Raw genomic sequence first — 24,652 nt, 5'->3', positions numbered from 1 at the left:
GGTCAACTCCGCCCCGCTTCAGCCTTGCACTCGCCGGCTTCCATCGTTCTCTCTCGACCCGCGATATCGCCCACGATCACCCCGGTCTGTTGGCGCGTGGGCGGTGAGGTGCAGGCGCCCCGCATCAGCACGACTGCCCGAAGAATCACTTTGCGTTCCATCTGGTTTCTCCTGCGTGGCCAGGATGATGGTAGACATCTCGACCGGGCGAGGGTTGACCTGCATCAAGCTCAGTACGCAACCCGGCAGATCGCTCCCATCGAGCCGAAGGTTGATCCGCCGCAATAGCGTGTCGCTTGGCGGGTGACATCATGCGTGTGTGTTCAACGCCCCCAAGGAACTGATCATGGTGCGCAATGTGGGAACCATCGACAGGATGATCCGAGTCGCCGCAGGCGCGACGTTCGTCGCGCTGGCCCTGGCTGGTGTGGTCGACGCCTGGGGCTACATTGGGATCGTCCCATTGCTGACTGGCGTGTTCGGCGCATGCCCGGCCTACACGCTCTTCGGGATCAGCACGTGTCAGAAGAAGGCTTGAGCGCGTCATGCAGAAGCTCTGGATCATCGTCGCATCGCTGGCACTCCTTGGAGCCGCAGTGCTGTGGCTCGGGTTCAAGGTCTTGATCCTGTGGCTCACGCGCGACTGATATGAACGATGCGCCGGGCGTCGTTGGCACCGCCGGATTTCAACGGATTCGGGGTCCGGCGGGCGGCGGTCCGGCTTCGAACCCGGCAGACTCACTCTCGCGCAGCTTGCACAAGCGAGACTCGCGAGCATCTCGGGTTTCACGCGAGCATTTGATCTAGCGCAAACCCATTCGCCTGCACGACCCTACAGTGTTTCCACGCCGCGCCGCTGGAGGAGTTCATGAGCAGGGTCCTGGTTGTCGTCTACTCGTACACCGGCATTTCGCGCCGTCTTGCCCAGCAGCTTTGCGCTCAGCGTGGATGGCAGATGGCCGAGATCGCCGAAGAACAGCCGCGGCGCGGCGCGTCGGGCACCTGCCGATGCGTGTTGGATTCGCTCTTGCGACGGCGCCCCGCAATCCGATACGACGGGCCGTCTCCCAGAAACTTCGATGCGGTCGTCCTAGTGTCACCGGTCTGGCTCGGTCGGTTGGCAGGCCCGATGCGCAGTTTCGTGGTGAGACGGCAGGACCATCTGCCCGGCGTTGCGGTGATCTCGGTCGCAGGCGGCCGCGGCGAATTCGACGTCGTCGCCGAAATCGCTGATCTCATCGGCGAGGAGCCCATCATCAGTGCAGACTTCACTGCACGTGAGGTCGAGGACGGCACGTGTGCCGGCCGGCTGTGGACCTTTGGCGCAGCCTTGCTGGGAGCCGAGGAATCTCACGCTGCCGCACAAAAATCCCGTCTCTCACCTCATGTGGCCTAGAGCGTCGCTCCTGGCTGGCCACGCTCCCTCGAAAGCACGACGCCCTGGTCCCGCCCGGCAGCGAGATAAGGGTCACGGCTGCGCGTCGACCTGGACCATCGGCAACTGCGAACGCACGAAGCTCAGGGCGTACTGGAGGGCCCCCAGGCTCTCGGCGTGCAGCGTGAACAAGGGCTGCCCGAGTTCGACGCGTTCGTGCAGGCGAGCGTGCATCGTCGCACCCGCGGCCGGATCGCGCGGCGCGCCGGCGAGCTTCGCCGCGCGTGCCACCAGCCGCGTGTCGATCGCCGAAACGATGCCGCTCACCGGCGCGGATAGCGCGTGTGTATGGGCAGCTCTGGGCGGCACACGCAAGCCGCCCTGTGCTTCGCAGATCGCAATGAACTTGGCCAGCGCGCGCCCATCGGCCAGCACCTCGCGAGCCAGCAGCTGCCCGGCGCCTGTTTCGCTGCGCCCTGCCATTTCCAGAATGCCTCCCGCGATCAGCAACGCACGCTCGCGCAGGTCGGATGGCGCATCGGCGCGGCGCTCGAGCACGGCCATCACGTCCATCGCTTCCAGGGCCGGGCCGATGCCGCGGCCCACCGGTTGGGTGCCGTCGGTCATCTGGGTGCGTACCTGAAGACCGAGCGCCGCCCCGACGGACACCAGGCTGCGCGAGAGCTGCTCGGCGGCCGCCACGCTGCGCACCTTGGTCACGGGGCCGACCGGAAGGTCGATCAACACGCGCTGCGAGCCCATCGCGATCTTCTTCGACAGGATCGATGCCACCAGCAAGCCTTCGCTGTCGAGGTTCAGCGGGCGTTCCACGCGTATCAGCATGTCGTCGGCCGGACTGATGCGTGCGGCGCCGCCCCACGCGATGCAACCCCCTTCACGCTCGACGACGCGGCGCATGGCCGCCACGTCCAGTTCGACCGGTGCGAGTGTCTCCATCGCGTCGGCGGTTCCAGCCGCCGATGTGATCGCGCGCGAGGAGGTCTTGGGCATCAGCACGCCGCATGCGGCAACGATGGGCACCACCAGCAACGTGGTTCGGTTCCCGGGCAGTCCACCGATGCAATGCTTGTCCATCACGGGCGATACGCCCCAATCGATGCGCTCGCCGACATCGACCATGGCTCGGGTCAGCGCTACCGTCTCGTCGAAGTCGAGGCGGCCGCCGGCACAGACGGTCACGAAGGATGCCAAGTGGATGTCCGGGAGGCGGCCATGGCTCACGTCTTCCATCAGCGCACGCAGGGCCGCGTAGTCGAGCCTGCCGCCGTGGACCTTGGCCCGCAGGTGGGCGAGCGATTCCAGCACCGGCGGATGGCGCACTTCCACGTCGTCGCCGCTGGCTGCACCCAGCAGGGCCCAGGCGGCTTCCGACAGGGCGATCTCGTTGTGCCGCAGCCAGTCGCTGCCCACGTGATGCAGGATCGCCAGCAGGTGGCGGCCGCCGGCGATCACCTCGACCTGCGCCTGCGACTGAAATCCCTCGGCCTGGCAGACGTGGCAGTCGCTGCGCAGATAGACCACGGGTTGCTGATAGGTGTCGATGCCGGCGCGGCGGGCCAGGAGGCGATGGGTGGCCACGGGCAAGCCGTCCGTCAAAGCTCCAGGGATTCCCGGTAGATCGGCACCGTCGTCGGCCAGCCATGGCGCTCCTCGATGGCCAGTCGCAGCGCATCGGCCGCCACCGGTTCGCCATGCGTGACGAAGACCCGCCGCGGCGCGCGCAAGGCGCCGATCCAGGCGAGCAGTTGGTCGCGGTCGGCATGGGCCGACAAGGCGTCGAGGTTGGCAACCTCGGCGCGCACCGGCACGTAGGCACCGTGGATCTTGATCGACTCGGCGCCACCCACCAGCGCCGCACCGCGCGTGCCGGCGGCCTGGAAGCCGGCGAACAGGATCGTGTTCTTCGCGTCCGGCGCATAGGCCTTCAAGTGGTGCAGAACACGGCCGCCGGTCGCCATGCCGCTGGCGGACACGATGATCGACGGAAAGCGCAAGTCGTTGAGCCGCTTCGAATCCGCCACCGTATTGACGATGGTGACTGCCCTGCTCATGACCGCGCATTGCTCGGCACTCAGCCGATGCTCGTCGAGGTGACGGCGGTAGATGCGAGTGACGTCCGCGGCCATCGGGCTGTTCAGATAGACCGGCATGTCGGGAATGCGATGCGCCTCCTTGAGCAACTGGATGCAATGCAACAGGGTCTGTGCGCGCCCGACGGCGAAGGAAGGAATGACGACGATGCCGCCGCGCGCCGCGGTCCGGTTGATCACCTCGGCCAGCGCGACCAGGGCGTCGACGTCGCGATGCCGGCGATCGCCGTAGGTGGACTCCACCACGAGATAGTCCGCCGGCTCGGGTGGTTCCGGCGGACGCATCACCAGATCGTCGCTGCGCCCGAGGTCGCCGGAAAAGAGGATGCTGCCGCCCGTCCAGGCGACATGCACGCTGGACGCTCCGAGGATGTGTCCTGCCCGCTTCAGGCGCCACGACCAACCTGGCCACGGCGAGTGCGCCTGGTCAAAGGAAACAGGCTCGAAATACTTCAACGCCGCGCGGGCCTCCTCCTCCGTGTAGAGGGGCAGCGCGGGCTTGTGCTTCGAATGCCCCTGCCGGTTCGCGAAGTCGGCTTCCTCCTCCTGCAGGCGACCCGAATCCGGCAGCAGGAGTTGGCACAGCTCGAGCGTGGCCTGGGTGCAGTAGACCGGCCCCTTGAAGCCGAGCCTGACCAAGCGTGGCACGAAGCCGCTGTGATCCATGTGCGCGTGGGTCAGCAGCACCGCGTCGATCCTGGAGGCGTCGATGGGCAAGGCGTCCCAGTTGCGCAAGCGAAGTTGTTTCAGTCCCTGGAACAAGCCGCAGTCGACCAACAGCCGGCGCCCGTCGTGCTCCAGCAGGTATTTCGATCCGGTGACCGTGTCCGTACCGCCGAGGAATTCGATGCGCATGGTTTCTCCTTATTGACCCCCGGAAGCTTGGCAGGCGCGGCGCGCTTCGGTTTGATGTTCGTCAATGCGCGCACGGCATGCACGCTCGGGAGTTGAGGAAGATCAAGCCACTTGCCGGCCCGGCTGCCTACATTGACAAGGCGCGGTGCAAATGACCGCGCTTTCTCAATCAGTACTTTTACCCAAGGAACCATCATGAGCAATCTGAGACTGCTGGACCCGGTGTTCGGCAACGACTTCGAAGCCGCGCTGCGCCGCTTCTTTTCCCCCACCGTCTTCGAGGGCGAGCCCGCTCCGCTGAAGATGCGCATCGACGTGAAGGAAAACGACAAGGCTTTCACCGTGCAGGCCGACATCCCGGGCGTGAAGAAGGAAGACATCAACGTCAAGATCGACGGCAACGTCGTCAGTATCGATGCCGAGGCGAAGAGCGAGAAGGAATCCAAGGGCAACGGCGACAAGATCCTGCGCAGCGAGCGCTACTACGGGTCGGTTTCACGCACGTTCAGCCTTGGCCAGGACGTGGACGACACGAAGGTGCAGGCGAAGTACGTCGACGGCGTGCTCACGCTGGAGCTGCCGAAGAAGGCGCCTGCCGCCTCGTCGAAGATCGTCATCCAATGAGATGCCATGCGGCCCTGAAGACCGGGCGACCTGGTCCTTGGGAGGCCTGGCGCCCTCCCCAGCCAGGAAGAGAGGTGAAGAGCGCCAGCTGGTGGATGGCGAGCGGGCATGCTTTCTTGATTCAACGCAATGCGACGGCAGTGATTGTTCGCAGCTCTCTGACGCCCATGCACGGCAGCTGAGCAAGCTGCGTGCCGACGATGTCGAATCTCAGCAATGGACAAGTTCCCGCCATCGAGAAAGTCACGGCTTCGGCATCACCCTCCAAAGGCACGCGGGTGCTTGCCTTGATCCAGCGCAACGCGGCAGCAGCGATGTCTTCCTACAGTGCCATCGGCTCCTCTTTGTGGGCCAGCCTCGATTTCTATTGAAAGGAAAGTCATGAAATCCGATACGCAACTCCGAACCGACGTCCTGGCCGAACTGGACTGGGATCCGGCAATCAAGGCCGGCACCATCGGCGTTACCGCCAAAGAAGGTGTGGTCACCTTGACGGGCCACCTCGGCAGCCACGCCGAGAAGTTGGCCGCCGAACGCGCGGCGCAACGCGTCCGGGGCGTGAAAGCGCTCGCGGTCGAGATCACGGTCAAGCTGCCCGCCGGCGATGAACGCACGGATGCTGACATCGCGCGCGCGGTCGAGCACGCGCTCGAATGGAACGTCCTCGTGCCGAACGGGAAGATCAAGCCGATGGTCGAGGCCGGCTGGGTGACGCTGAACGGCGAGGTCGAGTGGGAATACCAGAGCGGCGCCGCGGAAAACGCGGTGCGCCGGCTGATGGGTGTCACGGGCGTGTCGAACCTGGTCAAGATCTCCCCAAGGGTGCATGCCGCGGAAGTCGAAAAGAAGCTTCGGGAGGCTTTGGCCCGACAGGCGCAGCGCGAGAGCGACCGCATCCAGATCTCGGTCGATGGTTCCAAGGTCGCGTTGCGCGGGAGCGTTCATTCGTTCGCCGAGTCCTACGCCGTCCAGAATGCCGCGTGGTCGGTGCCGGGCGTGACCTCGGTCGAGAACGATCTGGTGGTCCTGGACTGAAGCCGGGTCCGGATGACGGCTTGAAGCTTGATGCCATGAAGAAGCGCTCGACCCCCCGGCCTTCCTCGGCACGCGCACAAAAGCGCCGGGGCCGATCGCCGATGCCTCCCGACGAGGCTGCAAGCGATGCGATCGGCAGCGTGCAGCGGGGAGCATGGAGTCCGGATCGAACCGATATCGAGCGGCCGAACGAGGGGCAGCGCCTCTCGATCGAGACCGCATCACGCAATGCGGAGGCAGGGGGCGTCGAAGCGCCAGGACCTCTCGCGGAAGAGAAGAAGGCCTCGCCTTTCGAATAGGGCGCCCAACTGCGCCAGGACTGTCATGAAGAGCTTTTCGGCTTTCACGCGAAGGCGCTGGTGGGGCCTGGACGCCACGGAACTCGAGGGGGAGGAAGCGCTGGCCGTGGCGGTTCGAAGATCTCGACGGGGAGTTCCGATTTCATGCGGCTCATGCTATGCCCCCCGCCGCTGCCTGTTCTTGACATGGGATCAAGCTCAGCGCACACGCGCCCTCGCGGAAGCGTGCCCAAGGGCGTCACTCATGGACGCACCTCTTCTTGCGCTGGCGCAAGTCTCCAGGCGACACGCAGGCGCAGCATGAATCCCTATGGACACTCTTCGATCGATCCTGGTTCATCTCGATGGCAGTGCGCATGCGGAAGAGAGACTGCGATTCGCGCACCGCCTGGCGCGCCTGCGCAGCGCCTCGCTGACGGCGTTCTTCGCCGTTGCGCCCCAGTACCTGCCACTGTTGCCGCTCAATGGCGAAACCTTGTCGAGCCGCATGGCCGGGCGGATCGATCCGGCTCATCGCGCGCACGCGCATGAGCTGTTCCAGCGTGCACGTTGCTGGGGCGACGTCGCGCTCGATTGGCTGGAGCTGCACGGCGAGCCGGTCATCCGGAGCCTGGCGCGCCGCGCGCTGGCCGCGGACCTGCTGGTGCTCGGGCAACGCGACCCGAAGGATGCGAGCGGCTTCGACGTGCCCGGCGATCTGGCGGAGGCGGCGATCATCGACGGCGGCCGTCCGTCGCTTGTCGTTCCCTTTGCCGGAGCCGCAACACCGGCACCGCAGACGGTCCTGGTGGCTTGGAAATCGACGCCGGAATGCGCACGCGCACTGAGCGCCTCCCTTCCTTTTCTGCGCGCTGCAGGCAAGGTGCATCTGGTCTGCGCGAACGACAACGTCGACGAGACGCATTCGGCGCCGGTGGAACTCGTCCCGTACCTCGGACTGCATGGCGTCGATCGTGTCCATGAGCACCGGCGGCTCGACGACGGCAATCCGGGCAAACAGATCCTGTCCCTGGCCTCCGAGGTCGGAGCCGATCTCATCGTGATGGGCTGCTACGGGCACAGCCGGGCGCGCGAACTCGTGCTGGGCGGCGCCTCGCGCACCGTCCTCGATTCGGCGCAGGTGCCGGTGCTGATGTCGCATTGATGCCCGGGCGCGCGGCCGGCCATGGTGCGGCCAAGGTTCGCGTACTTCATTGCGCAAGCTCAAACGAGAGGTCGCTTGGAGATCGACGTCGCGAAGAGCAGCTGGCCGCCTTGCGCATTCTTGATCTGCATCAACGGTTGCACGCAGGCCGCGCCTACGATATTCACACTCAACCCTCATCGAAAGACATGCCATGAGCGACACCCCGCAACAAGAGCCCGCCGGCTCGATCCAGAGTGCGTCGCATTGCGGGCCAGGCCTGCGCTCCGGCGAGGCGCTCGCCAAGCTGGACGACGCCCTGCGTAGCGTTCGTGCGCAGTACGGCGAGTTGCAGAACACGACCGTGCGAAAGGCACGCGAGGCCATCCGCTCCGCCGACGAGTCCGTGCACCATCACCCCTACGGGGCGCTGGCGGCCGTGGCAGTCACGGGCCTGCTTGTCGGCTTCCTGGCCGCCCGCCGCTGAGCTGCTCTCTGCCTCTCGGGGAGGGGCCATGCCGGCCCGGCCTCGAAGGGCGAGCCACACCGGCCGGCCCGACCGCCATGCTGTCCTTCGACCCCTGGCTCGCCGGCACGGTCGCGGCGCAAGTCGCCGCTGGTGGACGTGCCGATGCCGGTGCCTTGGCCATGCTTCGCGCGCGACGCCTTGCCAAGCTCGTCGAAACCGCCACAAGCCGTTTGGGAGCGCTTGCGTGAACGTTGATGCAGCGCAAGTGCAACGATGCGCAGGCAACGAACAATGAGCCGGCTCGTCGCCAGGCCGACGGCGGGCCAGTTCAAAACGGCCGACGAAACGAGGAAAAGCCATGTACCAACATATTCTGGTTCCCCTGGATGGCAGCGCCACCGCCGAACGCGGGCTGCGTGAAGCGGTGCGGCTCGCCGCCGAGCAGAAGGGCAAGCTGCATCTGCTGCACGTGATCGAAGATTTTCCGATGCTGATGGAGATGTCCTCGGCCGTCAGCTTCGACTCCATGATGCGCGAGGTGCGAGGGTACGGTCAGGACGTGCTGTCGAAGGCGCAGGCCGCAGCCGCCTTGGCCGGCGTGACTGCGGAGAGTTCCCTGCGCGAGGTGACGCACGGCCGCATCGCGAAGGTCGTGATCGACGAGGCGCGCAGCTCGGGCTGCGACCTGATCGTCATGGGCACCCACGGGCGGCGCGGCTTCAGCCGTTTGGCGCTCGGCAGCGACGCCGATCTGGTGGTACGCCAGAGCCCCGTACCTGTCCTGCTGGTGCGTGACGATCCGGAACAATCCTGACGCGGCCCAAATGGTGCGACAGCCACGCCAACTCCTCTCGACACTCGCCTGCGCCGGGCTGCTCTACGGCTGCGGCATCAGTCCTGCCCAGGTGCCGCCGGCAGGCAGCGAATCATCCTCCACGCGGCAAGCGGCGACCTTCTCGACGCTGGTCGCGAGCCGCAGTGCAACCGTGGTCGACATCAGCACCCTGCGCATCGGCCGCGACGAGAGCGAAGGCGAGATGGGCCTGGAGTTCGCGCCAGAGAACGATTTCGCGGACCGGCTTGCCTGGCCGCTTCCGGCCAGCGCGAGGATCAGCCAGATCCGGGATCTGGCCTCCGGAATCATTGTCTCGAGCGATGGCCTCATCCTCACCAGCGCGCACGTCGTGACCCATGTCGACGAAGCGCAGGTCCGCCTGGATGACGGGCGCCGCTTCACGGCCCGGCTGGTCGGCAGCGATCGGCAAACCGATGTCGCGTTGCTGAAGATCGACGCCGAAGGCCTGCCGGTTGCAGTCATCGGCGATTCGTCGCAGCTGTCGCCGGGCGACTGGGTGGCGGCGATCGGCGCCCCCTTCGGCTTTCATGGAAGCGTCACCACAGGCGTGGTGAGCGCGAAGGATCGACTCATCGCCGGCGCCGGCGAGATCCCGTTCATCCAGACCGACGTCGCCATCAACCCCGGCAGCTCGGGCAGCCCTCTCTTCAACAGCCGTGGCGAAGTCGTGGCGATCAATTCGATGATCTACAGCGGCAGCGGCGGCTACATGGGGCTGTCGTTCGCGGTGCCGATCAACCTGGCCATGCAGATCGCGGCGCAATTGCGCGCCAGCGGCACGGTACGCCGAGCGCGCCTGGGTGCCGAGTTCCAGGAGATGACGCCCTTGCTGGCCGAATCGTTCGGTCTAGCGCAGCCGACCGGCGCGCTGGTCGTCAAGGTGGAGCCGGACAGTCCGGCCCGGCGCGCCGGGCTTGCGGCCGGCGACATCGTGACGGCCATCGACGGCGTGCCCTTTTCGCACTTTTCCGAGCTGCTGCAGCGGATTGCGGGGCGGACGCCCGGTACACGCACCCGCCTGGCAGTCTGGCGCCGCGGCGGGACGCACACGATCTGGGTCACCTTGTCCGAGCAGCCAGCTGCACGATTCTCCTCGCCCGCCGCGACGGTACCCGAATGGAACGACGGTCTCGGTCTGAGTCTCGGAGAGCTGTCGCCTGCATCGCGCCGGCAGCTCGGCGTCGACAGCGGCCTGCTGGTGCGCGAATCCGGGGGGCTGGCGCGCAGCGAGGGCATCCGGGCCGGCGATCTGATCGTCGCCATCAACGAGCAGCGCCTGGAGCACGTGGACGAGTTCCGGCACGCCCTTTCGCGCGCGCCGGCAGGCCAGACCGTCGCGTTGCTGGTGATGCGCGATCGTCGGTTGGCCTACGTGCCGATCCGGATCTCGGCTCGGCCCGGCTCGCCTTGACGGCGCGGGCGCTCAAGCGCCCTGGCGCCCAGGATGCACAGCCGACGAAGCCAGGCCGTGCGGCGACTCCTAGCTGCACCAGACCAGGATCTGGCGGCTCAGGTCGGTCCATAGCGCCTGCAGCGCCACCGCGGCGAGCAGCCCGCCGGCGACCCGGGTGCCCCATTCCCGGCGGACGGCATCTGCGCCCCGGCCCATACGCTGCCACAGCCACGGGGCCAGCACCAGCGAAACGCCGCTGCCGGCAGCGAAGAGCGCCATCACCAGCGCGCCCTGCACCGGCCCGTTCGCCAGGCCGGCCAGCATCAACGCCGAATAGAGCAGACCACAGGGCATGGCCACCCACAGCGCGCCGACGCCGAGCAAGCCGGGCATCGAGCCCGTCGCAGGCCGCAGGCGCGCCGCGAGTGAGCGGCCGATGCGGCGGGCCCAGAGCGGCTGGCGTCCCAGTGCGGCGAGCAGCAGGGCCCATGCCAGCACGAACACGTGCAGCAGGACCCACAGGGGGCGCAATGCCGCGACGTGCTCGCTCGCGAAGGCGAGGCTTCCTACCGCAGCCGCTGCCACGGCGCCGGCCGCCGCATACCCGGCGACGCGACCCGCGTGAAAAATCCACGATGCGGGGCCCTCCCGCATGCCAGCCGACAACGTCGCGACGCCACCGCCTTCGGGCGCCCGCACGATGCGGATCACGCCCGCGCAGGCGGCACCGCACATGGCGACGCAATGAGGTCCCCCGGCCAACCCCATCAGCAGCGCGGTACCCGCGAGCGCCGTCTGCATGATCAGACGCAGAGCGAGAAGCGCGCGGCCGGCGCCGGCCGGACCGAGGAGGATGCGTCGGGAGCAAGGGCCAGGGATGAGTTCATCGCAGCGGCAGGGTGAAGGCAGAGTGGGCCACTATGCCGCCGGGCGGCCCCGCTGCCCTTGATGTGCATCAAGCCTGCGCCGCATGTGGGGGCTCAGAATGGCCTCACACACCGATGCCCCCCATGAAAATCCAGAACATCAAGGTCGCCTGCTCGAGCTGCACCCTGCGCGAGCTCTGCATGCCCGCCGGGCTGGAGCCGCATGAGCTGAAACGCATCGACGAACTCGTCTCCACGCGTCGCAAGGTGCGGCGCCGTGAGACCCTGTTCCGCAACGGCGAACGCTTCACCTCCCTCTACGCGATCCGCACCGGCTTCTTCAAGACCCGCGTGGCCAGCGAGGACGGTCGCGACCAGGTCACCGGCTTCCAGATGGCGGGCGAGATCATCGGCCTGGACGGCATCGTCAACGAACAGCACACCTGCGATGCGGTCGCGATCGAGGATTCCGAAGTCTGCGTGATGCCCTTCCAGCGTCTGGAGGCGCTGTCGCGCGAGGTCACGGCACTGCAGCGCCACGTCCACCAGATCATGAGCCGCGAGATCGTGCGCGAGCACGGCGTGATGCTGCTGCTGGGCAGCATGCGGGCCGAGGAGCGGCTCGCCGCCTTCCTGCTGAACCTGGTGCAGCGCCTGCATGCGCGCGGCTTCTCGCAATCCGAGTTCATCCTTCGGATGACGCGCGAGGAGATCGGCAGCTACCTCGGCCTCACACTCGAAACGGTGAGCCGCACGCTCTCGAAGTTCATGAGCGACGGCATCGTGGAGATCGATCAGCGCAAGGTGCGCATCGTCGATTCCGAGGGCCTGCGCCGCATCGTCAATCCTCCCGGTTGTTGATCTCCCTCGCCGGAATCGTCAACAGCAGCGTCAGCGCGCTCGCGCCCGTCGCCAGCAGCCAGAAGACGAAGAAGGCGGCCGTGTAGACGGTCTGGCGCGACAGGGCGAGCGCCTCGCCGCGCCAGTGCAGATCGGCAGGATCGACCAGCGCGAACACCAGCAGCTCGGTCGCACTGGCCAAAAGGAAGGCCGGCCAGAGGATCGACATCCAGGTCTGCATCTTCATGATCGTCAGCGCCGGGGAGCCGGCACGTCGTCGGCCGGCGTCGCTGCGTGGTTGCGTCCGGCCAGGGCCGGCATCAGCTTCTTGTCGGCGAGAGCCTTGTTGATCTCGATGCCCCGGCGGTAGTAGTCCGCCTCCACCACCGGATCCGGCGTCCGCAGGGCCAGCCAGAGCGTCACGAAGCTGGCGACGACGACCACGGCGGGCCCCGCCATCACCATCCAGACAAAGGGAAAGCGCCACCAGGGCTCGCGCTTCGGCAAGGTCATCGCGTGATCGTTCATCGGGTCTCCTTCGGAATTCAACGGGGCACCATGAAAGCGGCCTTCTCCGACACCTGCGCGCTGCCGTCCAGCGAGCGAATGTCGAAGTGCACGGCGTGGGAGCCGGCAGTCGCACTGCCATACGGAAGCTGCAGCCGCACCGCAACCCAGCGCGACTGTGCCGGGCCGACTTCGACCGGCTCGGCCGGCGACACGCCCAGGCCCTCGAGCCCGCGCGCCTCGATGCGATAGCGCTGCGGCCGCTCGGTCGCGTTCATGATCTGCAGACGGTAGACGTTCTCGAGCTGGCCGCCCTCGACGATGCGCGCCAGCGAGCCCCGGTCGCGCACCACGTCGACCTTGAGCGGCATCCGGACGACCAGGCTCGCGAGCAGGCCGATGGTCAACGCCGCCAGCACCCCGGCGTAGATCAGCACCCGCGGGCGCAGCACCCGGCGCAGCACCTGGCTGCGCGTCCAGTGGCTGGCCATGCCGTTCTGCGTGGCGTACCGGATGAGACCCCGCGGGGACGCCATCCTGTCCATCACCGTATCGCAGGCGTCGACGCAGAGCCCGCAGCCGATGCATTCGTACTGCAGCCCCTTTCGGATGTCGATGCCCGTCGGGCAGACCTGCACGCACAGGGTGCAATCGATGCAGTCGCCGATGCCCAGCGCGCGGGCGTCGCTGCCCTTGGAACGCACGCCGCGCGGCTCGCCGCGCTCGCCGTCGTAGCTCACGATCAGGGTGTCGCGATCGAACATGGCGCTCTGGAAGCGTGCGTAGGGGCACATGTACATGCAGACCTGCTCGCGCATGAAGCCGGCGTTGCCGTAGGTCGCGAAGCCGTAGAACAGGGCCCAGAAGACCTCCCACGAGCCCATGCGCGTCTGCAGGAAGGCCAGCCCCAGCTCCTGGATCGGCGTGAAATAGCCGACGAAGGTGAAGCCGGTCCACAGCGCGATGCCAAGCCAGACGATGTGCTTGAACCATTTCTTGACGAGCTTCTCGAGCGAGAACTCGCCCTCGTCCAGGCGCATGCGGGCGATCCGGTTGCCTTCGATCTTGTGCTCGACCCACATGAAGATCTCGCTGTAGACGGTCTGGGGGCAGGCATAGCCGCACCACAGCCGCCCCGCTACAGCAGTGAACAGGAACAGGGAGAGCGCCGAGATCACCAGCAGCCCGGTCAGGTAGATCAGGTCCTGCGGGTACAGCACCAGGCCGAGGATGTAGAAGCGCCGCGCACCCAGGTCGAACAGCACGGCCTGGCGCTGTCCCCATTCGAGCCAGGGCAGGCCGTAGAACACCAGCTGCGTCAGGAACACCATCGTCCAGCGCCAGCGCGTGAAGACGCCGCGCACCGTGCGGGGATAGATCTTCTTGTGCGCGGCGAAGAGGCCCCCGCCCTCCTCCTGCGCGGCGGCGATCGGGATCACCCGGCGCGCGGGGCGGGTCGGTGCCGAGGCGATGTCTTCCACGGCGCGCCTACGGGGTCACGACAGCTTTGTTCGAAAAGCCCCAGACGTAGGAGGCCAGCACATGGATCTGTGCCTCGGTCAAGCGGCCCTGCTGCGCCGGCATCTGGTTGGTCTTGCCGGTGTTGATGATCGAGATGATCGCCTCCTGCCCGTAGCCGTGCAGCCAGACCTTGTCGGCAAGATTGGGCGCGCCCATCGCAGGGTTGCCGACACCCCCGATGCCGTGGCAGGCCGCGCAGGCGCTGAACTTGCTCTTGCCCAGGCCGGCACGCACCGAATCGTGGGGGCTGCCCGACAGGCTCAGCACGTAGTTGGCGACGTTCTTCACGTCCTCGGGGGTGCCCACGGCGGCGGCCATCGGCGGCATCACGCCCGTGCGCCCCCCGGTGATCGATTCCTTGATCTTGTCGGGCGTGCCGCCGTGCAGCCAGTCGCTGTCGGCCAGGTTCGGGAAGCCCTTGCTGCCGCGCGCGTCCGAGCCGTGACATTGCGCGCAGTTGTTGAGGAACAGCCGCTCGCCGATGGCCATGGCCGCGGGTTCGCCGGCGACGCGCTCGGCCGGCATGGCCGCATAGGCGGCGTACACCGGTTCCAGCTCGCGCTTGGCCCGGGCCTGGTCCTTCGCGTATTCGTCGGCGGTGCTCCAGGCGAGCTCGCCCTTGTAGCTGCCGAGCCCAGGGTAGGCGACCAGGTAGGCCAGGCCGAAGACGATGGTGATCACGAAGAGACCGATCCACCAGCGCGGCATCGGGTTGTTGGCCTCGCGCAGGTCCTCGTCCCAGACATGGCCGGTCGTGTTGTCCGAACCGGACGGCGCCGATGAGCGGGCCACCACCCACAGCAGCAAGGCGCACAGCAGGATGCTGCCCAGCGTGGCGAGGGCTACGTAGTTCGACCAGAAGTCGCTGAAAAAGTCGCTCATGGGAAGCTCTCAGTCCTGTTCGAAGGGCAAGCGGCCCGCGTCCTCGAAGGCCTTCGCACGCCGGCGCGAAAAAGCCCACGCGAGAATGCCGATGAAAGTGGCGAAAGAGGCCAGCGTGGCCAGGATGCGCAAGGTGGTGATGTCCATCTGCATGCTCCCTACTTCAGCGCGAGGCCGAGCGACTGGAGATAGGCCACCAGCGCATCCATCTCGGTCTTGCCCTTGACCTCGGCCGGCGCCGCGGCGATCTGTGCATCGGTGAAGGGCACGCCGACACGCCGCAGCGCGCGCATGTGGGTCGCCGCCTCTGCGCCGTCCACCTGCGCGTTCTCCAGCCAGGCGTAGGCCGGCATGTTCGACTCGGGCACCACGTCGCGCGGGTTGACGAGGTGGATGCGATGCCACTCGTCGCTGTACTTGCCGCCGACACGCTGCAGGTCGGGGCCGGTTCGCTTGCTGCCCCACTGGAAGGGGTGGTCGTAGACGAACTCGCCGGCCACGGAGTAGTGGCCGTAGCGCAGGGTCTCCGCCCGGAAGGGTCGGATCATCTGCGAATGGCAGTTGTAGCAGCCCTCGCGTACGTAGACATCGCGGCCCAGCACCTGCAGCGAACTCGGCGGCTGCATGCCGGCGACGGCCTCGGTGGTGGACTTCTGGAAGAACAGCGGCACGATCTCGACCAGGCCGCCGATGGCGACGACCAGCAGGATCAGCACCACCATCAGGAAGTTGTTGGTCTCGATCTTCTCGTGCGAGAAGCCGGATTGGGGAGCGTTTGAACTCATGGCTTCTTCCTCAGGCATGCGCGGCGGCGGGCAGCGGAATGACGGCGCGCTCCGAGCGCCCCGTGACCACGGTCATCCCGCAGTTCCAGGCCATCACTAGCATGCCGCCCAGGTAGAGCACGCCGCCGAGCACCCGCACCACGTAGTACGGATAGGTGGCCTTGACGCTCTCGACAAAGGTGTAGGTGAGCGTGCCGTCGGGGTTGATCGATCGCCACATCAGGCCCTGCATCACGCCGGCGATCCACATGGCGGCGATGTAGAGCACGATGCCGACGGTGGACATCCAGAAGTGCAGCTCGATCGCCTTGACGCTGTGCATCTCGGTGCGGCCGTACATTCTCGGGATCAGGTAGTAGAGCGATCCCATCGAGATCAGTCCGACCCAGCCGAGCGCGCCGCTGTGCACGTGGCCCACCGTCCAGTCCGTGTAATGGGACAGCGCGTTCACCGTCTTGACCGACATCATCGGACCCTCGAAGGTCGACATGCCGTAGAAGGAGAGCGACACGATCAGGAAGCGCAGGATCGGATCGGTGCGCAGCTTGTGCCAGGCGCCCGAGAGCGTCATGACGCCGTTGATCATCCCGCCCCAGCTCGGCGCCAGCAGGATCAGCGAGAACACCATGCCGATCGACTGGGTCCAGTCCGGCAGCGCGGTGTAGTGCAGGTGGTGCGGCCCCGCCCACATGTACGTGAAGATGAGCGCCCAGAAGTGCACGATCGAGAGCCGGTACGAGTACACCGGCCGGCCGGCCTGCTTGGGGATGTAGTAGTACATCATCCCGAGGAAGCCAGCCGTGAGGAAGAAGCCGACGGCGTTGTGGCCGTACCACCACTGCACCATCGCATCCTGCACGCCGGCGTAGGCCGAGTAGCTCTTCATCCAGCCTGCGGGGATCGCCGCGCTGTTGACGATGTGCAGCAGCGCCACCGCGAGGATGAAGGCGCCGTAGAACCAGTTGGCCACGTAGATGTGCCGGACCTTGCGCGTGCCGATGGTGCCGAAGAACACGATGGCATAGGCCACCCAGACCAGCGCGATCAGGACGTCGATCGGCCATTCGAGTTCGGCGTACTCCTTGCCGCTGGTGTAGCCCATGGGCAGGCTGATGGCGGCGGCCACAATCACCGCCTGCCAGCCCCAGAAGACGAAGGAGGCGAGCGCCGGCGCAAACAGGCGGACCTGGCAGGTGCGCTGGACCACGTGGAAGCTCGTGGCCATCAGCGCGCAGCCGCCGAAGGCGAAGATCACCGCGTTGGTGTGCAGCGGGCGCAGCCGTCCGTAGCTGAGCCAGGGGATGCCGAGGTTGAGCTCTGGCCACGCCAGCTGCGACGCGATGATCACGCCGACCAGCATGCCGACAACACCCCAGACCACCGACATGAGGGCAAACTGCCGCACGACGGTGTCGCTGTAGACGGCTGTGGAGGGATTCGATGGGTTCATCTTCGGGCCTTCTCGTGGATGATGGCAAGTGTCCCGGCGCCGCAGGGGCGGCGGTTTGATGCAGATCAATCGCTGCGCAGAATGCGCTCCCCTTCGCCCTCGACATCCTCGAACTGGCCACGCTCGATCGCCCACCAGAGTCCGCCCAGGATCACCAGCACGAGCACGACCGAGAACGGGATCAACAGGAAAAGGATGTCCATCAGCGCTCCGCTGCAGGAGGTCTGGCCAGGCGCGCCGCGTTGAGCACGACGACCAGCGAACTCGCCGCCATGCCCAGTCCCGCGAGCCAGGCCGGAAGCCATCCGGCGAGCGCCAGCGGCACGCACAGCGCGTTGTAGCCGGCCGCCCACCACAAGTTCTGGCGCACGATGCGCAGCGTACGACGCGCCTGCGCAATGGCCTGCGGAATGGCCGCAAGCGAATCGCCCAGCACGACGAAATCGGCGCGCGCCTGGGCTAGCGGGACCGCATTGCCGAAGGCGAAGGAGGCATGGGCATGCGCCAGCACCGGACCGTCGTTGAGCCCGTCGCCCACCATCGCGACGCGCCGGCCCTGGGCCTGGAGTTCTTGCAGCACGCGCAGCTTCTCCTCCGGCGTGCAGTCGCCACGGGCCTCGCGGATTCCGGCGCGCTGGGCAATCTCGTGCGCCGCAGCCGCGCGGTCGCCGGACAGCAGGTGCAGGGCCAGCCCCTGTGCGTCCAGCGTCTGCACCGTCCCGGCGGCATCGGCGCGCAGTTCCTCGGCCAGCACGAAGCTCGCGATCCACCCCTGGGGTTCGCTCAGATGCACCTGCGCCGCATCGACCGGCAGCGCGTCGACGCCGCAGAACGCCGCCGAACCCAGGCGCAGGCGGCGCGTGGCGCTGTTCGTGTCGCCTGGACGGCGCAGGCGGCCCTCGAGTCCCATGCCGCCATGCTCCGTCAGCTGAACAAGCTCCCACGCCGGGGGCGAACGGAACTGCGCGCGCCATGCGCCGACCAGCGCGCGTGCGGCCGGGTGCAACGACTGGGCGCCGAGCGCGGCGGCGAGTTCGACGGCGTCGCCGGGCCGCAGGCCCTGCCGGCAATAGACGCGATCCAGTCGAGGCGTGTCGCACGTGAGCGTGCCGGTCTTGTCGAACACCACCGTGTCGACGGCGGCCAGCGCCTCCAGCGCCTGGAGGTTTCGCACCATCAGGCCCTGGCGGGCCAGGAAGCCGGCACTCGCGAGCATGGCCGCCGGCGTGGCCAGCGACAGCGCGCAGGGGCAGGTCACGATCAGTACCGCGACCGCCACCATCAGCGCGCGGCCGGGATCGACCGGCCACCAGAACGCAGCGGCCAGCGCGGCGGCGGCCAGCACCGCCACCAGGAAGGGCCGCGCCGCACGATCCGCCATCTGCGCGAGCCGTGGCTTCTGCAGCGAGGCGCTCTCCATCAACGCGACGATCTGCGCGAAGCGCGTGGCCGGCCCCAGCGATTCGACCTGCACCTGCACGGCAGACGACAGGTTGTGGCTGCCGGCCAGCACGCGCGCGCCGCAGGGACGCGGCACCGGGCGCGATTCGCCGGTCAACAAGGCCTCGTCCACCGTGGTGTCGCCGGCGATGACGACGCCGTCCGCGGGAAAGGCCTCGCCCGGCAGGATGCGCACCACGTCGCCGGACGCGAGCCGCCGGACCGCGACGCGCGCGAAGGCACCGTCGGCACCGAGCCGCTCGACGCTGTCGGGCAGCCGGTTCATCAGGGCTTCGAGGGCTCCGGCCGTGCGGTCTCGCAATCGCGTCTCCAGCCAGCGCCCCGTGAGCAGGAAGAACACGAACATCGTGAGCGAATCGAAGTACACCTCGTGCCCCAGCGGCCCCGCGGGGTCGAAGGTGGCCGCGGTGCTGACCGCGAAGGTCACCGCGATGCCGAGCGCAACCGGCAGGTCCATGCCGACGCGCCATATGCGCAGATCGCGCAGCGCGCTGCGAAAGAAGGGCCCGCACGAGAACAGCATCACCGGCAACGTGAGCACCCAGGAGGCCCAGCGCAGCAGTTGCGCGGCATCGGCCGTCATGTCGCCCGGCTGGGCGATGTACGCGGGATACGCATACATCATCACCTGCATCATGCAGAAGCCGGCGACCAGCCAGCGCCAGAGCGCCAGCCGCGCCTCGCGCGAGCGCCGCGCGCGCATGGCCATGTCTGCGGCAGGCACCAGCCGGTAGCCCGCGGCAGCGCAGGCGCCGAACCAGCGAGACGGCTTCACGGCCGCGGCCGACCAGACCACGCGCGCGCGCCGGGTCGCCGCGTTGACGTCGACCTTATGCACGCCCGGGACCTGGGCCAGCGCCGCCTCGACCGTGAAGGCGCAGGCCGCGCAGTGCATGCCCTCCACCGCAACCTGCGATTCCCAGCGGCCCCCTGCCGTATCGCCATCGAGCGGGCGGCCGAAGGCCGGCCATTCGGCCGGATCGTCCAGCAGCGCCCAGCCGGCCTGTGGGTCGGGACCTGGACGCTGAGGATCGGCGCGGGGCGACGGACCCGCCGGAAGTGCAGCTTGCATATCGCGAGGCTATGGGCAGGCACGCGCTACGGCCTTGATCTGAATCAAGCCCCGGCCCCGCCACACGCCTACGCTTGCGCCATCCACCCTGACCCGGGAAACATCATGTTCAAACGCATCCTCGTCGCCACAGACGGCTCGACGCTCTCGAAGAAGGCCGTCGCCAGCGCCATCTCGCTGGCGGCGCAGCACGATGCCGACCTCATCGCGCTCACCGTCGTGCCTCGCTACGCCGCGACCTACTTCGACGGCGCGATGGCGTTCTCGCACGAGGATGTCGCGCGTATCGAGAAACAGTGGGCCGAGCGGGCGCAGGAAATGCTCGGCGCGATCAGCACCCGGGCCCAGGCAGCCGGCGTCCGGATCAAGACAGCGGCAATCTCCTCGGACCGGGTGGCCGACACGGTCATTGCGGCGTCGAAGAAGCACAAGAGCGACCTGATCGTGATGGCCTCGCACGGCCGAAAGGGCATCAAGCGGCTGCTGCTGGGCAGCGAGACGCAGCATGTCCTGACCCATACGACGCTGCCGGTTCTGGTGCTGCGATAGCCCTGAGCCGCATTGCCCCGCAACCACGACTGTTCAACCCCTGCACAGGAGCTTGTTCCATGACCACGAAGAAACAATCCGGAGCGCTGCAGGCGTTGGCATTCGTGCTTGCCACCCTCGGAGCCACCGCGTTGCTGGTGGCCGCAGGTCTTGCCGAAGAGCCGCAGCCATCGGCCGCCACCGCCTGCCTTGTCTGTCCGACGTCGTCGGCCGATACTCGATAAGCTACGCAGAGCGCCGACGATGGCGACCTCTCAGCCAACCCAGAAGCGTCGTGATGATCAGGCAGGCGAACGACGCAAGGTCTGCGACCAGCACCACCACGACAGCCAGCAGTTGTGGGTCGGGCAGATCGAATTCGAGGAGATCCAGCAGTGAACGCTCTGGCGGAGGTGACAAGGGCGGAGGCGGAAAGAGAAGCTCAAACCCAACCAAGCTGAACAGGGAGACCGTCGCGAGCAGGAACATCCAGGCAAAAAACCGTTGAAGCTTCTTGCGCGCCCCTGCTCGTGACCCCATGTCGCTTGGTCCTTTCCCACCCGTAGCTCGCCGCTCTCATCAGACGGCGGCGGTGACTGGTGCATCCGAGAATACGTTCTTGGTATTCATGAGCCAATAGGCGCTTTGTCATGACGCGCATGGCTGCAATGCACTGGGCAGCTCTGGAAAGACCGGTCCGGTGAAGCGCGTTTTCAGTGCGCCTCCGTCAGCTGATCCAGGATGGCCGGGTTCTCCAGCGTCGACGTGTCCTGCGTGATGGCTTCGCCCTTCGCCACGGAGCGCAGCAGGCGGCGCATGATCTTGCCGCTGCGCGTCTTGGGCAGGTTGTCCGCGAAGCGGATGTCCTTCGGCTTGGCGATCGGTCCGATCTCCTTGCCGATCCAGTTGCGCAGCTCGGCGGCCAGCTTGCCGGCCTCCTCGCCTGTCGGCCGGGGCCGCTTGAGCACGACGAAGGCGCAGATCGCCTCGCCGCTGGTGTCGTCCGGCCGGCCGACCACTGCCGCCTCGGCGACGAGATCGGTGCACGCCACCAGCGCAGACTCGATCTCCATCGTTCCCATGCGGTGGCCGCTCACGTTCAGCACGTCGTCGATGCGCCCGCCGATGGTGAAGTAGCCCGTTTCCGCATCGCGCGCCGCCCCATCGCCGGCCAGGTAGTAGCCGCGCAGTTCGGGCGGGTAGTAGCTCGACTGGTAGCGGGCATCGTCGCCCCAGATCGTCCGGATCATTCCGGGCCACGGCTTCTTGATCACCAGGACGCCGCTCTGCCCGTTCGGCAGGTCGCCGCCGGTCTCGTCGACGATCGCGGCCATGATGCCCGGGAACGGCAAGGTGCAGGATCCCGGCACCAGGGCGGTCGCGCCCGGAAGCGGCGTGATCATGTGGCCGCCCGTCTCCGTCTGCCACCAGGTGTCGACGATCGGGCAGCGGCCGCCGCCGACGTGCGCGTGGTACCACTCCCAGGCAGCCGGGTTGATCGGCTCGCCGACCGAACCCAGGATGCGCAGGCTGCTCAGGTCGAAGTTCCGCGGATGCACGGCGGCATGTCCCTCGGCTGCCTTGATCAATGAACGGATGGCGGTGGGTGCGGTGTAGAACACCGTCACCTTGTGCCGCTCGATCATCTTCCAGAAGCGCGCCGCATCGGGATAGGTCGGAACGCCTTCGAACACCACCTCGGTCGCGCCCAAGGCCAGCGGGCCGTAGGCGATGTAGCTGTGGCCGGTGACCCAGCCGATATCGGCCGTGCACCAGAAGACGTCGTCGTCATGGAGGTCGAAGGTCCACTTGGCGGTCACGGCGGCCTGCACCAGATAGCCCCCGCTGCTGTGTTGCACGCCCTTGGGCTTGCCGGTGGAACCGGAGGTATAGAGCAGGAACAGCGGATGCTCGGCGCTCACCCATTCGGGCTCGCAGACCTCGGGCTGCGCCTGCGTGAGCTCGTGCATCCAGCGGTCATGCGACTGCCAGGCGATGGCGCCGCCGGTACGGCGGTAGACGATGACGTTGCGCACGGCCTCGCAGCCGCCCAGTGCCAGCGCCTCGTCAACCAGCGCCTTCAGTGGCAAGGTCTTGCCGCCGCGCACCTGCTCGTCGGCCGTGATGACGGCGACCGCGCCGGTGTCGGCGATCCGGTCGCGCAGCGAGTGCGCCGAGAAGCCGCCGAAGACCACCGAGTGCACGGCGCCGAGACGCGCACAGGCCTGCATCGCCGCCACGGCTTCGACCGACATCGACATGTAGATCGCCACGCGATCACCCTTGCCGACGCCCAGCGCCTTCAGCGCGTTGGCCAAGCGGCAGGTCTGCGCGAGCAGTTGCGCGTAGGTGGTGTGCGTTACCTTGCCGTCGTCGGCCTCGAAGATGATCGCGACCTTGTCACCCCGGCCGGCGGCGACCTGCCGGTCCAGGCAGTTGTAGGAGACGTTCAAGGTGCCGTCCTCGAACCACTTGTACATGGGCGCGTGTTCGGTGTTGAGCACCTTCTCGAACGGCGTCTTCCACTCCACGAATTCACGCGCCAGGCGTGCCCAATAGCCCTCGTAGTCGGCCTCGGCCTCTGCGGCCAGTGCGTCGTAAGCGGCACGTCCTGCGACGTGGGCCGAGCGCATCAGCGCCTGCGGGGGGAGGTATTGCTTGGGTGTCTGCGCGTTGTCCGGTGATGTCATGCGTTGGCTCCTGTGTGTTCCGATGGTCGCTGACTCGACCTCGACGAACCTTGCGCTGGCGCAAATGTTGTGCCGGCAGGCGGACCCGGTGCGAGGCTGCGCAGCGTGGCAAGGATGCGCGCAAGCTTTCCGCGGCCGCACAACGTCGATCCGGCTGGTGGCGCTGTCCCGTTTTGCAGCAGGTGCTCAACGGCGGCACAGATCCTCCTGGAGCAGCGATGCCGCGCCCGCGCCGTGCGCGTCATAAAAAACTGAAGTCCGACAACGGCTTGCGCCGTTTGCACCAGCGTGTTCGCGGCATGGCCCGCGCTTTGCAGAAGTGGCTGCGCGGGACGCGTCGTCCCGTCAGCACCTTTTTCAATCACCTGACTGGAGACGATTCATGGACATGGCAGAAATGACTCACCTCGGCATCGAGAACCCGTACAAGAAGCAATACGGAAACTACATCGGCGGAGAGTGGGTCGCGCCGATCGACGGCCAATACTTCGACAACCTCACCCCTGTCACGGGCCAGGCCTTCACCAGCATCCCGCGTTCGAACGCGAAGGACATCGAGGCCGCGCTCGATGCCGCGCACAAGGCCAAGGCCGCCTGGGGTTCGACCTCGCCCACCGAGCGCGCCAACGTCCTGCTGAAGATCGCCGATCGCATGGAGCAGAACCTGCAGAAGCTCGCCGTGGCCGAGACCCTCGACAACGGCAAGCCGCTGCGCGAGACGATGGCAGCCGACCTGCCCCTGGCCATCGACCACTTCCGCTACTTCGCCGCCTGCATCCGGGCGCAGGAAGGCGGCATCAGCGAGATCGATCACGACACCTACGCTTACCACTTCCATGAGCCCCTGGGCGTCGTCGGCCAGATCATTCCGTGGAACTTTCCGATTCTGATGGCGGTGTGGAAGCTGGCGCCGGCGCTCGCTGCCGGCAATTGCGTGGTGCTCAAGCCCGCCGAGCAGACGCCGGCCTCGATCCTGGTGCTGATGGAGGTGGTGGGCGACCTGCTGCCGCCGGGCGTGCTCAACGTGGTCAACGGCTTCGGCCTGGAGGCGGGCAAGCCGCTGGCTTCGAGCAGCCGCATCGCCAAGATTGCCTTCACGGGCGAGACCACCACCGGCCGGCTGATCATGCAGTACGCCGCGCAGAACATCATCCCGGTGACGCTGGAGCTGGGCGGCAAGTCGCCCAACATCTTCTTCGAGGACGTGATGTCGGCCGACGACGCGTTCTTCGACAAGGCGCTCGAGGGCTTCGCGATGTTCGCGCTCAACCAGGGCGAGGTCTGCACCTGCCCGAGCCGGGCGCTGGTGCAGGAGTCGATCTACGAGCGCTTCATGGAGCGTGCGATCGAGCGGGTCGAGGCCATCAAGCAGGGCCATCCGCTGGACCCGTCCACCATGATCGGCGCACAAGCCTCGCAGGAACAGATGGAGAAGATCCTCTCGTACATCGATCTCGGCAAGCAGGAGGGTGCCCAGTGCCTGACCGGCGGCGAACGCAACCTTCAGACCGGCGAGCTCGCGGCCGGCTACTACGTCAAGCCCACGGTCTTCAAGGGTCACAACAAGATGCGCATCTTCCAGGAGGAGATCTTCGGCCCGGTGGTGTCGGTCACGACCTTCAAGACCGAAGAGGAAGCCCTGGAGATCGCCAACGACACGCTCTACGGCCTGGGCGCCGGCGTGTGGACCCGCGACGGCGCACGCGCCTTCCGCATGGGCCGCGGCATCCAGGCGGGGCGCGTGTGGACCAACTGCTACCACGCCTATCCGGCCCATGCGGCCTTCGGCGGCTACAAGCAGTCGGGCATCGGCCGCGAAACGCACAAGATGATGCTCGACCACTATCAGCAAACCAAGAACCTGCTGGTGAGCTACAGCCAGAACAAGCTGGGCTTCTTCTGAAGCGACG

30 protein-coding genes are annotated in these 24,652 nt (G+C 67.0%); 15 read left to right on the top strand and 15 right to left on the bottom strand.

What is annotated here, in order from left to right:
* Positions 1 to 2: 2 nt before the first annotated feature.
* Complete coding sequence (locus AC3A6X_RS07270; RefSeq protein WP_487841542.1) at positions 3 to 161, bottom strand: hypothetical protein; 159 nt, start codon at positions 159 to 161, stop codon at positions 3 to 5.
* Between the two features lie 158 nt (positions 162 to 319).
* Here AC3A6X_RS07270 and AC3A6X_RS07265 point away from each other — a divergent pair, with 158 nt between their 5' ends.
* The gene (locus tag AC3A6X_RS07265) at positions 320 to 538 is read left to right on the top strand and encodes a YgaP family membrane protein (protein ID WP_487841541.1); all 219 of its coding nucleotides are present in this window, start codon (positions 320 to 322) and stop codon (positions 536 to 538) included.
* A gap of 330 nt (positions 539 to 868) precedes the next feature.
* Positions 869 to 1,396, top strand: coding sequence for a flavodoxin family protein (locus AC3A6X_RS07260; protein WP_487841540.1), 528 nt, complete (start codon positions 869 to 871; stop codon positions 1,394 to 1,396).
* A gap of 72 nt (positions 1,397 to 1,468) precedes the next feature.
* Here AC3A6X_RS07260 and AC3A6X_RS07255 read toward each other — a convergent pair whose 3' ends face one another.
* Together AC3A6X_RS07255 and AC3A6X_RS07250 are read right to left on the bottom strand one after the other, a co-directional pair.
* Complete coding sequence (locus AC3A6X_RS07255) at positions 1,469 to 2,974, bottom strand: thymidine phosphorylase family protein (RefSeq protein WP_487841539.1); 1,506 nt, start codon at positions 2,972 to 2,974, stop codon at positions 1,469 to 1,471.
* Between the two features lie 14 nt (positions 2,975 to 2,988).
* Positions 2,989 to 4,341: an MBL fold metallo-hydrolase RNA specificity domain-containing protein gene (locus AC3A6X_RS07250; protein ID WP_487841538.1), complete on the bottom strand. Its 1,353-nt coding sequence runs from the start codon at positions 4,339 to 4,341 to the stop codon at positions 2,989 to 2,991.
* Positions 4,342 to 4,536: 195 nt separating this feature from the next.
* On the opposite strand from AC3A6X_RS07250, the gene AC3A6X_RS07245 reads away from it, so the two are divergent.
* The 9 genes from AC3A6X_RS07245 (at position 4,537) to AC3A6X_RS07205 (ending at position 10,158) form a co-directional block, all read left to right on the top strand.
* On the top strand, positions 4,537 to 4,965 hold the full coding sequence (locus AC3A6X_RS07245; protein WP_487841537.1) for an Hsp20/alpha crystallin family protein: 429 nt from the start codon (positions 4,537 to 4,539) through the stop codon (positions 4,963 to 4,965).
* A 200-nt stretch (positions 4,966 to 5,165) separates the two neighbouring features.
* Positions 5,166 to 5,336, top strand: coding sequence for a hypothetical protein (locus tag AC3A6X_RS07240; protein ID WP_487841536.1), 171 nt, complete (start codon positions 5,166 to 5,168; stop codon positions 5,334 to 5,336).
* Positions 5,337 to 5,346: 10 nt separating this feature from the next.
* Positions 5,347 to 6,000, top strand: coding sequence for a BON domain-containing protein (locus AC3A6X_RS07235; RefSeq protein ID WP_487841535.1), 654 nt, complete (start codon positions 5,347 to 5,349; stop codon positions 5,998 to 6,000).
* Positions 6,001 to 6,020: 20 nt separating this feature from the next.
* Positions 6,021 to 6,299, top strand: a complete 279-nt coding sequence (locus AC3A6X_RS07230) for a hypothetical protein (RefSeq protein ID WP_487841534.1) — start codon at positions 6,021 to 6,023, stop codon at positions 6,297 to 6,299.
* A gap of 310 nt (positions 6,300 to 6,609) precedes the next feature.
* Positions 6,610 to 7,443, top strand: a complete 834-nt coding sequence (locus tag AC3A6X_RS07225; protein ID WP_487841533.1) for a universal stress protein — start codon at positions 6,610 to 6,612, stop codon at positions 7,441 to 7,443.
* Positions 7,444 to 7,636: 193 nt separating this feature from the next.
* A complete protein-coding gene (locus AC3A6X_RS07220; protein ID WP_487841532.1) occupies positions 7,637 to 7,909 on the top strand; it encodes an ElaB/YgaM/YqjD family protein in 273 nt (90 codons plus the stop codon).
* 77 nt (positions 7,910 to 7,986) lie between these two features.
* The gene (locus tag AC3A6X_RS07215; protein ID WP_487841531.1) at positions 7,987 to 8,139 is read left to right on the top strand and encodes a hypothetical protein; all 153 of its coding nucleotides are present in this window, start codon (positions 7,987 to 7,989) and stop codon (positions 8,137 to 8,139) included.
* Positions 8,140 to 8,249: 110 nt separating this feature from the next.
* Positions 8,250 to 8,705, top strand: a complete 456-nt coding sequence (locus AC3A6X_RS07210; protein WP_487841530.1) for a universal stress protein — start codon at positions 8,250 to 8,252, stop codon at positions 8,703 to 8,705.
* A 223-nt stretch (positions 8,706 to 8,928) separates the two neighbouring features.
* A complete protein-coding gene (locus AC3A6X_RS07205) occupies positions 8,929 to 10,158 on the top strand; it encodes a trypsin-like peptidase domain-containing protein (protein ID WP_487841529.1) in 1,230 nt (409 codons plus the stop codon).
* Positions 10,159 to 10,227: 69 nt separating this feature from the next.
* On the opposite strand, the gene AC3A6X_RS07200 is transcribed toward AC3A6X_RS07205, so the two are convergent.
* Positions 10,228 to 10,941: a sulfite exporter TauE/SafE family protein gene (locus AC3A6X_RS07200; RefSeq protein WP_487841528.1), complete on the bottom strand. Its 714-nt coding sequence runs from the start codon at positions 10,939 to 10,941 to the stop codon at positions 10,228 to 10,230.
* A 209-nt stretch (positions 10,942 to 11,150) separates the two neighbouring features.
* On the opposite strand from AC3A6X_RS07200, the gene fnr reads away from it, so the two are divergent.
* Positions 11,151 to 11,867 carry a fumarate/nitrate reduction transcriptional regulator Fnr gene (fnr, locus tag AC3A6X_RS07195; RefSeq protein WP_487841527.1) on the top strand — a complete coding sequence of 239 codons (717 nt, stop codon included), beginning with the start codon at positions 11,151 to 11,153 and terminating at the stop codon, positions 11,865 to 11,867.
* Here fnr and AC3A6X_RS07190 read toward each other — a convergent pair.
* The 9 genes from AC3A6X_RS07190 to AC3A6X_RS07150 all read right to left on the bottom strand — a co-directional run bounded on the left by AC3A6X_RS07190 (position 11,848) and on the right by AC3A6X_RS07150 (position 19,524).
* On the bottom strand, positions 11,848 to 12,093 hold the full coding sequence (locus tag AC3A6X_RS07190) for a hypothetical protein (protein ID WP_487841526.1): 246 nt from the start codon (positions 12,091 to 12,093) through the stop codon (positions 11,848 to 11,850). The two genes, fnr and AC3A6X_RS07190, sit on opposite strands and share 20 nt — an antisense overlap.
* Positions 12,094 to 12,098: 5 nt before the next feature.
* Complete coding sequence (locus tag AC3A6X_RS07185) at positions 12,099 to 12,374, bottom strand: FixH family protein (protein WP_487841525.1); 276 nt, start codon at positions 12,372 to 12,374, stop codon at positions 12,099 to 12,101.
* 17 nt (positions 12,375 to 12,391) lie between these two features.
* Positions 12,392 to 13,834 (bottom strand): cytochrome c oxidase accessory protein CcoG, encoded by a 1,443-nt coding sequence (gene ccoG / locus AC3A6X_RS07180; protein WP_487841524.1) that lies wholly within the window; start codon positions 13,832 to 13,834, stop codon positions 12,392 to 12,394.
* 7 nt (positions 13,835 to 13,841) lie between these two features.
* Complete coding sequence (gene ccoP, locus AC3A6X_RS07175) at positions 13,842 to 14,756, bottom strand: cytochrome-c oxidase, cbb3-type subunit III (protein WP_487841523.1); 915 nt, start codon at positions 14,754 to 14,756, stop codon at positions 13,842 to 13,844.
* A 9-nt stretch (positions 14,757 to 14,765) separates the two neighbouring features.
* Positions 14,766 to 14,903 carry a cbb3-type cytochrome oxidase subunit 3 gene (locus tag AC3A6X_RS07170; protein WP_106555474.1) on the bottom strand — a complete coding sequence of 46 codons (138 nt, stop codon included), beginning with the start codon at positions 14,901 to 14,903 and terminating at the stop codon, positions 14,766 to 14,768.
* 11 nt (positions 14,904 to 14,914) lie between these two features.
* A complete protein-coding gene (gene ccoO, locus AC3A6X_RS07165) occupies positions 14,915 to 15,541 on the bottom strand; it encodes a cytochrome-c oxidase, cbb3-type subunit II (RefSeq protein ID WP_487841522.1) in 627 nt (208 codons plus the stop codon).
* A gap of 10 nt (positions 15,542 to 15,551) precedes the next feature.
* The gene (gene ccoN / locus AC3A6X_RS07160; RefSeq protein WP_487841521.1) at positions 15,552 to 16,991 is read right to left on the bottom strand and encodes a cytochrome-c oxidase, cbb3-type subunit I; all 1,440 of its coding nucleotides are present in this window, start codon (positions 16,989 to 16,991) and stop codon (positions 15,552 to 15,554) included.
* Positions 16,992 to 17,056: 65 nt separating this feature from the next.
* On the bottom strand, positions 17,057 to 17,194 hold the full coding sequence (gene ccoS, locus AC3A6X_RS07155) for a cbb3-type cytochrome oxidase assembly protein CcoS (RefSeq protein WP_487841520.1): 138 nt from the start codon (positions 17,192 to 17,194) through the stop codon (positions 17,057 to 17,059).
* Entirely contained in the window at positions 17,194 to 19,524 is a 2,331-nt protein-coding gene (locus tag AC3A6X_RS07150; protein ID WP_487841519.1) for a heavy metal translocating P-type ATPase, read from the bottom strand. Before AC3A6X_RS07150 ends, ccoS begins: the two co-directional genes overlap by 1 nt.
* Positions 19,525 to 19,629: 105 nt before the next feature.
* Here AC3A6X_RS07150 and AC3A6X_RS07145 point away from each other — a divergent pair, with 105 nt between their 5' ends.
* Both AC3A6X_RS07145 and AC3A6X_RS07140 read left to right on the top strand, forming a co-directional pair.
* Positions 19,630 to 20,073, top strand: coding sequence for a universal stress protein (locus AC3A6X_RS07145; RefSeq protein WP_487841801.1), 444 nt, complete (start codon positions 19,630 to 19,632; stop codon positions 20,071 to 20,073).
* 59 nt (positions 20,074 to 20,132) lie between these two features.
* The gene (locus AC3A6X_RS07140) at positions 20,133 to 20,297 is read left to right on the top strand and encodes a hypothetical protein (protein ID WP_487841518.1); all 165 of its coding nucleotides are present in this window, start codon (positions 20,133 to 20,135) and stop codon (positions 20,295 to 20,297) included.
* Position 20,298: 1 nt separating this feature from the next.
* Here the strand turns inward: AC3A6X_RS07140 and AC3A6X_RS07135 are convergent, their stop codons facing one another.
* Both AC3A6X_RS07135 and acs read right to left on the bottom strand, forming a co-directional pair.
* The gene (locus AC3A6X_RS07135; protein WP_487841517.1) at positions 20,299 to 20,592 is read right to left on the bottom strand and encodes a hypothetical protein; all 294 of its coding nucleotides are present in this window, start codon (positions 20,590 to 20,592) and stop codon (positions 20,299 to 20,301) included.
* Between the two features lie 173 nt (positions 20,593 to 20,765).
* A complete protein-coding gene (acs, locus tag AC3A6X_RS07130; protein WP_487841516.1) occupies positions 20,766 to 22,742 on the bottom strand; it encodes an acetate--CoA ligase in 1,977 nt (658 codons plus the stop codon).
* A gap of 382 nt (positions 22,743 to 23,124) precedes the next feature.
* On the opposite strand from acs, the gene adh reads away from it, so the two are divergent.
* Complete coding sequence (gene adh, locus AC3A6X_RS07125) at positions 23,125 to 24,645, top strand: aldehyde dehydrogenase (protein WP_487841515.1); 1,521 nt, start codon at positions 23,125 to 23,127, stop codon at positions 24,643 to 24,645.
* Positions 24,646 to 24,652: the final 7 nt, after the last annotated feature.

The sequence above is a fragment of the Variovorax sp. Soil_C_12 genome (assembly GCF_057657375.1).
Note: the sequence above shows the minus strand (reverse complement) of the source record. Positions and strands in the feature narration are given on the sequence as shown.